This window comes from Dyadobacter luteus (genome assembly GCF_003383615.1).
In the GTDB taxonomy this organism is placed as follows: Bacteria; Bacteroidota; Bacteroidia; order Cytophagales; family Spirosomataceae; genus Dyadobacter; species Dyadobacter luteus.
In genome coordinates this window covers 1-10,535 of sequence record NZ_QNUL01000009.1, presented here as the reverse complement: position 1 = coordinate 10,535, position 10,535 = coordinate 1, and the positions used below count along the sequence as shown (strand labels likewise).

The 10,535-nt window shown below is 42.6% G+C and carries 10 protein-coding genes and 1 tRNA gene; 7 read left to right on the top strand and 4 right to left on the bottom strand.

Features of this window, described 5'->3' with window-relative positions; genetic code table 11:
• Positions 1 to 127: 127 nt before the first annotated feature.
• Together DSL64_RS13090 and DSL64_RS13085 are read right to left on the bottom strand one after the other, a co-directional pair.
• Entirely contained in the window at positions 128 to 1,120 is a 993-nt protein-coding gene (locus DSL64_RS13090) for a FecR domain-containing protein (protein WP_115831361.1), read from the bottom strand.
• An 80-nt stretch (positions 1,121 to 1,200) separates the two neighbouring features.
• Entirely contained in the window at positions 1,201 to 1,785 is a 585-nt protein-coding gene (locus tag DSL64_RS13085) for an RNA polymerase sigma-70 factor (RefSeq protein WP_115831360.1), read from the bottom strand.
• A 310-nt stretch (positions 1,786 to 2,095) separates the two neighbouring features.
• Between DSL64_RS13085 and DSL64_RS13080 the strand changes: the two genes are divergently transcribed.
• Positions 2,096 to 3,745 carry an ArnT family glycosyltransferase gene (locus tag DSL64_RS13080; protein ID WP_115831359.1) on the top strand — a complete coding sequence of 550 codons (1,650 nt, stop codon included), beginning with the start codon at positions 2,096 to 2,098 and terminating at the stop codon, positions 3,743 to 3,745.
• A gap of 97 nt (positions 3,746 to 3,842) precedes the next feature.
• Here the strand turns inward: DSL64_RS13080 and DSL64_RS13075 are convergent, their stop codons facing one another.
• Complete coding sequence (locus DSL64_RS13075; protein WP_115831358.1) at positions 3,843 to 4,139, bottom strand: hypothetical protein; 297 nt, start codon at positions 4,137 to 4,139, stop codon at positions 3,843 to 3,845.
• A 277-nt stretch (positions 4,140 to 4,416) separates the two neighbouring features.
• Here DSL64_RS13075 and DSL64_RS13070 point away from each other — a divergent pair, with 277 nt between their 5' ends.
• Positions 4,417 to 5,499 carry an alkaline phosphatase gene (locus DSL64_RS13070; RefSeq protein WP_115831357.1) on the top strand — a complete coding sequence of 361 codons (1,083 nt, stop codon included), beginning with the start codon at positions 4,417 to 4,419 and terminating at the stop codon, positions 5,497 to 5,499.
• 102 nt (positions 5,500 to 5,601) lie between these two features.
• On the opposite strand, the gene DSL64_RS13065 is transcribed toward DSL64_RS13070, so the two are convergent.
• On the bottom strand, positions 5,602 to 6,180 hold the full coding sequence (locus DSL64_RS13065; protein WP_115831478.1) for a porin family protein: 579 nt from the start codon (positions 6,178 to 6,180) through the stop codon (positions 5,602 to 5,604).
• A gap of 299 nt (positions 6,181 to 6,479) precedes the next feature.
• Here DSL64_RS13065 and DSL64_RS13060 point away from each other — a divergent pair, with 299 nt between their 5' ends.
• From DSL64_RS13060 to tnpA, 5 genes are all read left to right on the top strand, one after another.
• Positions 6,480 to 7,256 carry a sialate O-acetylesterase gene (locus tag DSL64_RS13060; protein WP_229217072.1) on the top strand — a complete coding sequence of 259 codons (777 nt, stop codon included), beginning with the start codon at positions 6,480 to 6,482 and terminating at the stop codon, positions 7,254 to 7,256.
• Positions 7,257 to 7,427: 171 nt separating this feature from the next.
• Positions 7,428 to 7,504: transfer RNA gene (locus DSL64_RS13055), tRNA-Asp, on the top strand.
• 250 nt (positions 7,505 to 7,754) lie between these two features.
• Positions 7,755 to 8,966: a phage integrase SAM-like domain-containing protein gene (locus tag DSL64_RS13050; RefSeq protein WP_158547914.1), complete on the top strand. Its 1,212-nt coding sequence runs from the start codon at positions 7,755 to 7,757 to the stop codon at positions 8,964 to 8,966.
• Between the two features lie 76 nt (positions 8,967 to 9,042).
• Complete coding sequence (locus tag DSL64_RS13045; protein ID WP_115831355.1) at positions 9,043 to 9,966, top strand: S1 family peptidase; 924 nt, start codon at positions 9,043 to 9,045, stop codon at positions 9,964 to 9,966.
• Positions 9,967 to 10,139: 173 nt separating this feature from the next.
• Complete coding sequence (gene tnpA / locus DSL64_RS13040) at positions 10,140 to 10,448, top strand: IS66 family insertion sequence element accessory protein TnpA (protein WP_115831354.1); 309 nt, start codon at positions 10,140 to 10,142, stop codon at positions 10,446 to 10,448.
• Positions 10,449 to 10,535: the final 87 nt, after the last annotated feature.

Here is a 10,535-nt window from a genome sequence, read left to right as displayed (position 1 = left end):
ACATCCGTTAGTGATGTCCTTTATAGTCGGGTAATTTTATTTGCCTTTAGTAGGGCAAATTGATTCGTGTTTTGTCAGTTGGTGATGTCTAGGTCATGAGCTCAGATCTTTTTGATAGTTGATATTTTTACTGACATCCCTTTCCGGTAATGAGGTATTGGTTGTTCTTGTCTTTGATTATTTTTCCTTCCAAAGAGATAGCGAGCTGATCCAGCACAGATTCCAGTGTATCTCCCGGAAGTACGTCTGCGTAAATCAGACAGTCTGTTAAGTGGGCTTCAGCAATGATTTTTGTATTGAATCTTCTTTCCAGATCACTAATTACTTCGGATAGCGGGTTCTTTCTGAATGACAGCTTGCCGCTCGCCCAGGCCATGGAACTGGTGCTATCTATCTTGATCTTGATTTTAAATTGTCCTGATGCATTATCAGCAGTAAGCTCCTGTAACGGGGCGAGTACTGCAGAACCTTTGACATTGGCACCCGACACGGCAACACGCCCACTCAGGAGAGTCACTTTGCTTTGGGCATCAGAAGGATAAGCTTTTACCAGAAAGTGAGTTCCCAAAACCCTTGTATCCAGATTTTGGGTATGAATAACAAAGGGTTGCTTCGGATTGTGTACCACTTCAAAGTAGGCCTCGCCGGTGAGCGTGATGTAACGGGCCGAATCAGGAAATTCTTCGGGGAAGCAGAGGGTACTTTCAGAATTCAGCCAAACAGCGGACCCGTCCGGCAATTGTTTTTTGAGCAGTTTGCCTTTCTGAGATGTGATGGTGATCATTTGTACAGGGAAAAACCGGCTTTGCAGGCTTGTCCGGAAGGTGTAAAAGGCAAAGGCACAAAGCAGTAGAACAGAAGCTGCTGTCATATATCGCCAAAACCGCGGTTTACTATTCAGCGGGCGTACATTGTCGACCTCGGCGTTATGAACCTCTTCAACGATCCGATCAAAAATCCGTTTTTTAACAGCCAGCTTCTCGTCCATTGTAGCAGGATCCCATTCACTTGTTCTGTTTTGTAAAATTTCACATGCCTCCAGAAACCGGAGTTCTTCCTGTCCGGTTAGCGTACCGGCGAGGTATTTATCAGTAAGGGCTAAAAATTCTTCTTTTTTCATAGTTCTACCTGTATGTGCCAAAACGGACACACTACACCTAAGCCGGATATGAAAATTTTAAAATTTATTTCAGGGATCGGTTAATCCCAGATAGAAGGAAGTGTAACAGCAATCCAGAATAGGAATTCTCCCATGCTGATTCTCAATCTGCCGAGTGCATTGGTGATGTGATTTTCGACAGTCTTTGTGGAGATATGCAGCATATCTGCAATCTCAGCAATCGACATATTATTCTTTCTGCTCAATATGAACACCTCCCTGCATTTTTCCGGGAGCCGGGCGATGTGCTTGTCCAGTAATTGATTCAGATCTTGTGCAGCCAGAAGATCTTCCGCCTCTGTTCGTTCGGAGGTAAGCACGATTTCATCTGGAAGCGAAAGAGTTGTCTTTCCTGATTTTACTACCTTGAAAACCTGATAACGGACTGCAGAGTGCAGATAAGCCTGTAAGGAATCAATTTGAGCAGTACCTCTTTTTAGCCATAGCTGAACCAGAACATCCTGTACAATATCCTCACAAGCCTGTTTGTCGCGTAAAATGCTGTAGGCTGAAAGATAGAGTTTCGACCAGTAGTCGTCATAAATACGTTCGAAACTCCCCCAATCTCCCTCTTGAAGGGATTGCAGCGTTTCTGTATCTATGTGACTGGTAAGTTCCTGATTCATGGTAATTTGGCAGAGCAGCTCAGAGCGCAAGGCATTCACTGATTCTTTTTACAATATAGTGCCAGTTCGGTCAATTCTGCAAAGCAAGTTTAAAAAGAGGAGAATTGGCAGACGACCGGATTAACTTATTTTTAAATTTACATAATTCATTGCATCACGGGATTTTACTGTTGCTGCTACAAAAATCTTTTATATGTAATTCATCAGTGTGAGCTTAGCTGGGTATCTTTGATTCGTCAACCGGACTCGTCGGGCACGAGTTGCGCGATGGATTATTGTAACCTGTTGACGTTGAAATGAAATTCAAAGTATGAACAAAACAGACGTTTTACTGCAACGTTATTTTCCCTGGCTGTTGCTGATCGGGATTCTATTGAATGTGCCGGGCTTGTGGTTGCCTATTATTGAACCCGACGGTGCTCTTTACGCAACTATTGCAAAGCGTATAGCGATACATAACAACTGGCTGGATTTGTATGCTCATGGAGCTGACTGGCTGGATAAACCTCACTTTCCGTTCTGGTTGGCAGCTTTGAGCTTTAAGATCTTTGGAATCAACTCATTTGCCTATAAACTCCCTGCATTTCTATTCTGGCTTGTCAGTATTTATTATACTTATCTCACAGCACGTGATCTTTATAATAAGTCCGTTGCCCGGATCGCAACGCTGGTATATACCGTGGCGTTACACAGTGTTCTGGCTAATTTTGACGTACGGGCTGAACCGTTTTTGAGCGCGTGTATCGCAGGAGCGATCTGGCATATGATTAAGTTGTATCAGGGTGGGGCAAACAGACATCTGGTACTTGCCGCATTGTTTGCAGCCTGTGCCATGATGACCAAGGGGATTTTTGTGCTGATCACTATTGCAGGAGGATGGGTACTTTACTGGGCGTTTACGAGTCAGTGGAAACAATTTGCCGGTGTACGCTGGTGGTTGCTGCTGATCCTGTCATTCATTTTCATTCTTCCTGAACTGTATTCCTTGTATGCACAGTTTGACCTGCATCCTGAAAAGATTGTTTTCGGAGAGACGAATGTCTCAGGCTTGAAGTTCTTCTTTTGGGACAGTCAGTTCGGGCGTTTCTTCAACACCGGACCTATCAAGGGGAAAGGCGATCTTACATTTTTCATACATACCTCTCTGTGGGCATTTTTGCCGTGGTCAATCGGACTCGTAGGAGGAGTGGCTTATCTTGTCCGGTTTGATAAGGATAAAAATCCGCTTCGATGGGTCATTTATGGTAGTACGCTGATAACGTTTGTAATGTTCTCGCTGTCCAGTTTTCAGCTGCCTCATTACATTGTGATGGTATTTCCTTACTTCTCTATTATCACTGCTTATTTCTTTTATCAACTTGCTACAGCAGGTAAATTGAAGGCACTTGTGATCAGTCAGAAAGTGGTATTCGTTTTACTTGCCGCAGCTGTTTTAGGCTTGATTTATCTGGTCAATTTGCCTAATGGTTTACTAGCCGTTGCCATAACGAGTGTGCTGCTTGTTGGCGGATTTTTGATAAAAGCGCATGATCCGTTACAAAAAGTGCTTTATATAGGTTACGCAACGGCAGGAGTGCTGTATGTTTTTCTGTTCATATTCTTTTACCCATTTCTATTCCAATATCAGTCAGGATCAGAGCTGGTCGAGGCTATTCCGGGTGATAAAAGGGACCTGCCCATGGCGACTTACAAGACATTTTCTCCCTCATTCGAATTTTATGCTCCGGATGAAGTCCGGGTCTTAAAAGAGGAAGCGCAGTTGTCTGCCTTTATTTCTCAGGGGCCATGTCTTGTATACACGACTGAGGTCATGGGGGACAGTCTGATAAAGGCGGGTGTGCAGGCAGAGGTTATGACCCAGCCCCATTTTCATATTACCATGCTTAAGGCCAAGTTTCTGAATCACAAAACAAGGGAGCAGGCTTTACAGCAGCGGTATTTGCTTTACATCAAAGAGTAATACCGGCTTCATCCACAGGTGTGGGATGGATATAAAACTAGCGGCCCGATTGAGATTGTCAATCGGGCCGCTAATTTTTCGTTTTGGAAGGTGCATATCAGTTTACTGATGCACGTATTTTTTCGAACTCTTTGAGCGTATTTCTGATTTGCTTTTCAGACAGACCACTGTATTTGATCTCGATCAGCTTTACTTCCCGTGGATTCAGCTTCTTCAACTTCCAGTATTTGGGGTGGGTTTCCCCGATTGGAGGATGAAATTCTTCTTCCTTTGGCTCTTTAATCAATATGTCAAAGTCTTCCTTATTGAACGGAATCTCGTTCTTTGCAGTTGGTTCTGCGATGATTTTTACTGTTCTCCCGGTAGGCAGGAGAAATGTTTTTTCAAGCTTCATTTTACTCTTCGTTTGCGGCGTTCTGCAAAGATACCGAAGAGATCATTGCAGAACATCGCTTTAACAATTTATTAATCTGCATAATTGCCAATTGTTGGGAATTTACTTTCGTTAATTCTGTCTTAATATACCCACCCGGAAATTAACAATACGGTAAAATAGGCTTACCTAGTTTTGCGGTATAAATAAATGGGGTCCGGAATCTGTCAAATCGCTTTCAGAACCATCAATAGTTCAGCATATATCCTTAACAGGGTAGTATACAATTTTATTTTTAATGAAAAAGTTAATTCTATCAGTTTCTCTGATTGCCGCAGGACTCTCCGTCTTCGCGCAATCGCCAGGTAAAGGCAAACAAAAGCAGCCTAAAAATGTGATTTTTATGGTGGGCGACGGTATGGGTGTATCGCAGATTTATGCCGGTATGGTGGCCAATAAAAATACACTTAATCTGGAAAGAGCCCATTTTATCGGGTTTCATAAAAACCAGTCAGCAGATAGTTTTATCACAGATTCGGCTGCCGGAGCTACCGCGTTTTCGATTGGTAAGAAAGCAAAAAATGGTGCTATAGGTGTGGATGCAGACGATAAGCCACATCGTACAATTCTTGAAATAGCAGAAGATAAAGGTCTTGCTACAGGATTGGTAGCGACCTGTTCGATTACGCATGCTACGCCAGGGGCTTTTATTGGCCATCAGCCAAAGCGTGCTATGACTCAGGAGATCGCCCGTGACTTTCTGGCTACTGATGTTGATGTGTTTATCGGCGGCGGCCGCGCAGATTTCAACCAGCGTAAGGATGGAGCCAATCTGATTGACAGTCTTAAAGTACGTGGTTATCAGATTGCCAACAGCATTGCCGAAGTAGAAAAAGTAAAGTCCGGTAAACTGGCGGGTTTTCTGGCTGACAAAGAACAACCACGTTTCTCAAAAGGAAGAGGGGATGAATTGTCAAAATCGTCTAAAACTGCTCTGGAGATTTTAAAGCAGAATAAAAAAGGTTTCTTCCTGGTGGTTGAAGGCTCACAAATTGATTGGGGCGGTCATGCCAACGATACGGATTACATCGTGGAAGAAATGAAGGATTTTGATAAGGTGATCGGTGAAGTATTCGATTTTGCTGCAAAGGATGGAGAAACATTGGTTATTATCACAGCGGATCATGAAACAGGCGGCTTCTCAATCAATGGCGGAAGTACTGAAACGGGTGAAGTGAAAGGTGCGTATACTACTGGTGGTCACACGGGAGTGATGATACCGGTACTTGCCTTCGGACCAGGAGCAGAGGCTTTCTCAGGGTTTTATGAGAACACCGCCATTTTCGATAAAATGATGAATGCGCTTAAACTGAAGAGGTAAGCATTGTCATTGAACCGATTTTGGTAATCAACAATACAACGAAAGGGGACATCAGGCCGATAAGCCAGGTGTCCCCTTTTACACTAACAGAGTTATATCTGATTATTTGTTGACAGCAGGAATTGCCCAGAAAATACTGGCCTGAATAACGCTGTTCTTAAAGTCCGGATCGATGTTATTTCCTGAGAAATTACCCACTTTGCTCAGACCGGCAATATATCTTACACCAATACCGAGTCCGATGTTTGACTGATATCCAATACCTCCGGCTGCTGCGAGGTCAAGGTTATTTGCGAAGTTTTCGATGGTTTGATTAGGGATATTTGTTGAAGTCCGGAATCCCACCTGCGGACCAAGTTCAATGTAAAAACCACCGGTTGTTTTAAGTTTCAACATCACAGGTACTGTAACGTAGCTCACCTTAAAATTATCCTTATTGCCTGCTCTGTCTACTTTAGCCCCAACCGTAGAGAAAAGCACCTCAGGCTGTATTGCGAAGTGATTGCCAATACCGAAGTTAAGCAAACCCCCAAGGTGATATCCAACTCTTGCATCCGATTCAATATTACCGCCTGTGTAGTTACTGATGTTGAGACCTGCTTTAGGTCCGAAGCTGAATGACTGTGCCATCGCGAACGAGCTGATGGCGGCAAACATGATCGTAATTGCTAATTTTTTCATTTTAGTAAAGTTTAATTTAATGAATTTAAACCAGGTTGATGAAGCACGTGATGGCGTGAAAATTACCCGTTCTGTAAAGCCATATACAATATCATACCAGCTTATTTGATGACGCGCAGGCATGAAATTGAAGAAATAAATAGACCAACTGTGGAATTTGGTCTATACATAAGAGGAGTAAAGTGTAGCAGTCAGGAGCTTTAAAAGGAATGTTATGAGTGGGATTGATGAGCTGTAGAGAGTGTGTTTATTTGCTATTAAATTGTTAATCAGTGATTTGTGAAATTTACAATATGAAGATGATGAAGATGATCATTGCTTCCCTGGTGGGATTGTTAATTGCGACGTTTGCTGATGCACAACGTGTACCGAAAGATATGGACCTCTATCTGCTGATCGGACAATCGAACATGGCAGGGCGGGGAAAGCCGGATGGACAGTCCGAGCCGAAGAGTGACAAAATATGGGTGATTGATTCCCGTGGAGAATGGGTGATAGCTCAGGATCCCTTGCACTATGATAAACCCGCAGTGGTAGGAGTGGGGCCAGGGCTTTCTTTTGCACAAGCTGTGCTTGCAGCGCATCCTAACCGTCCAATAGGTCTCATCCCGTGTGCAGTAGGCGGAAGTGGAATCGATGATTGGGTGGCTGGCAGGAAGCATGAGCAGACGGGTATTTATGCCTATGACGCAATGAAAAGCAGAGTGGCGCAGGCTGTTCAGAATGGAAGCATTAAAGGAATTCTGTGGCATCAGGGCGAGTCAGATAGCGACTCTGCGAAGGCAGCTGTGTACAAGGAGAAGCTGACGGCATTTTTCTCAATGCTTCGCAAGGAGCTGAAAGTGAAGCGCACCCCGTTGGTAGTGGGTACGCTTGGAGATTTTTATGTCGTTAAAAATCCGACTGCAGCATTGATTAATCAGATAGTAACCGAATATGCTACCAGTACAAAAAACACATCTTTGGCAATAGCGGCGGGACTGACAGATATCGGCGATGCGACCCATTTTGATACAAAATCTGAACGAGAAATAGGGAAAAGATATGCCGAAGCGTTTCTTAAAATGCGTAAATAAAGCGATGAAGTAAGTTTTTTCGACAAAATGAAAAATATTTTCGGCTCAATCTGATTGATACTCAGCACATGTTAAAAAAATGTGAAATTTTTAGAAATCTTTTGTTTGACAATAAAGAAAAATGCTCTAAGTTTGCACCACGTTAAACGATAACGATCGGCAACGAAATCTGGTTTGGTAGTTCAGTTGGTTAGAATACATGCCTGTCACGCATGGGGTCGCGGGTTCGAGTCCCGTCCAGACCGCCAGAAAGCTTAAAATAGTCTAAAAAGCCTCCTAATGCGGGTGGCTTTTTTTGCTTTATACCTATTGCTCACCATAGTTACGCTTTGATGGCACATTCGGTGGCACCTTTTTTGCCCAGGTGGCACCACGTAATTTTACGTGTATGTTCGCGTAGTCTTACTTAAATGCATTTCTTTCCTTCGGTAACTTCAGGATCACGTTCGTCCTTGTGGTTTTTACCCACTAGTACGAATGAAAATTAAATCTAACAGAATGGAAATCCTTTTTTGGAGGCATTCAACGGCCGCTCAAAAAAAGCATGGAAGCTGTACTTTGTATCTTCGCATCACTGTGAATGGTGAGCGCGCTGATCTTGGCAGCACCGGCATTAAGGTTTTTTCAGGCCATTGGATCGACCAAGCTCAACGCATCAACGGAAAAGATCCTTATGCGAATTTCAAGAATGAACAGGTTGCTCTAGCTCAAACCAGGCTTCTGGCTATTTATAATGAGTTACTTCGGAAAAATCAGGGAATCAGTGCTGATCGGATCAAACGACTGCACCAACGCCCCGAGTCTGTTACATACTTGACAGCATTTGATTTGTTCGAAAAGGAGTATTATAAGGACTCTTCTATCGCAAAATCCACGAAGGATCGGTTGAAAACTGTGAAGCAAAGTATAGTCTCCTTCTTGCTTGAACAGAGACTGCAGAACATTCTAATCGAAGAATTCGACACAGCCGTCATGAATAATTACCGGCAATGGTGTAAATCTCAAAATTTTAAGGAGGGCTACTATCTAAGAAATATGAGAGAGGTAAAACGCATTACAGAGTTTGCTAAATCGAAGAAGCTGATTGATTTTGATCCGCTGGAAGATTACAAAATAGGTCGTGAGAAAATTGCGAAGCCTGTATATCTCGACTCTGTTCAGCTGTCAATTTGGAAAAGCCACAAGTTTCAAAATTCTTCAGCACAACAGGTAGCAGACCTGTTTGTTCTTTACGCACGCACCGGCTTCCATTACCGGGATCTCATGCAGGTTATCAAAAAACCCAAGGATTATGTAACAACCGGTATTGATGGCAAACAGTGGGTGATGAAGCCACGTCAAAAAAATGAAATCGATGCAAAGGTACCGGTCCACGAGTTTCCCGAAGTAAAAGAGATAGTGGATAAGTATGGCGGGTGGTCGAAGCTCCCAACTATGGCAAACTCAACCATCAACGATTGGTTGAAAATTTGTGTTGCAGATTTTAATATGCACGTTGAGCCATTTTTCAGAGTTTATAATGGACTTTCGGTGAAACATGGCCGCAGCAGCTTCTGCGATTACTGCCTCAATGAATTAGTACTCCCGGAGAAATCAATTCTTACGATGATGGGTAGGGAAAGCGCTTCAGAATTAAAACGTTATGCTCGTGCCGACGAGCGTGGCATTGTGAATGGCTTCCTGATCAGCAAAGCTGCTCTGGCGAGCTAAAATGTTAGATAACTATGGTAATTATGAAGGTTTGGAATTTTATTGGTAAATATGAGTGAATTTAAATGAGGTAGAAATGAGAATGCCGACAAACTTTTATCTGAAAGCACATAAGCCTTTAATTAAGGAGATGTTTGATTTTTTTACTTTTTACATAAATAATGTAGCGAGTTCTGAGTTGCTGAAAGAGACTATCTTAGAAGATCCCATCGGACAACTTGAACAAAATCATAAGGTTTTCATCAACATGGGTTATTTGACCAGAAGGAATTTTGAGCATTGGCATTTTTCCGAGGCAAATAGTAATCGACTGGTCGGTGGCCTAGATTCCCATGCAGTTGATGAAACTCTTAAGGCATTTGTAGATATAGACGTACTCAAGTATTATTATCTTCCTTCTCATCACAAGAGTTTCTTGTATACGGTGAACAACATATACCTCGCTTTACTGTATACCGACGAACAACTACTTTTCAATCGCTTGTTCGGTTTTCAATATATATCGAAGACTTATACTGCGAGTGTTTTTAAAATAGTGAATTTTAAAGATGATGAACAAAGTATTGGAAATGGGTTCTTAATCATGATCGATCAGTCACCTAAAATAGTAACTAATTACCACGTACTTGAAGGTGCAGACAGAGTTGTTGTTTATACAGATAACGATAAAGTTTTGAATTACGAGATTGAAAAGACGGATAAAGACCTCGACTTAGCCCTTCTGAAACTCGAAACTATACCGGACGCCACTCCTTTCAGAACATTGGCAGGAATTAGTATACTTGACGAAATTTTAACTATTGGATATCCACCGGTGTCCTGCGCTTCAAATGCTCATCCTGTTTATCATTTGGGTGAGGTAAATTCCGACTTAGAAGATTATTGGGGAAGAACATTATTCCTATTTTCAGCCAAAACGAACCCGGGAAATAGTGGTGGCCCCATTATCGGTTCTGACGGTCGTGTTGTTGGAATAATAACTGAGCAATTGGAAGAATAGAAAGGATTTGAGAAAGGAAAATCACCATATTTTGCTGCAATTCCTTCGATTGTAATCGAAAGATTTCTTGGTATCAGTAGCCATCCAACCATTGAGTATCCTTCTTTAAATACCATGTATGCGTCCGATAAAACCATATTTTAACAGATCCTTATAGTCCGTAATCTTGTTTCATGAAAACTGAGACGAAAAAAATGCGTGAGCTGTACGATCAATGGCAAACGCAAGGCATAAGCAAACAGGCTTTTTGCAATCGGAATGGTATTGGCTACCATAAATTCAATTACTGGGTTAAAAAATTTCGCCGCAAGAATGTCGCTCCTGTCGAACCAACCCGCGGGTTCAGCCAGATACCGGTTCAAAAACGAGATTTAATTGAGCAAAATCAACAAGTGCTAGCGGCCATTACTTTTCCATCTGGATCGCGTATAGAGCTGTTCGGATCTCTTGACGCTTCTTTTATTAAGAAGCTCATCCTTTAATATGCTAGCGTTATCTCACAGCTGCCGGTACTTTTTGTACCGGAGTCCTGCTGACATGCGGCTGGGAATCTACAGCTTAGCCGGTCT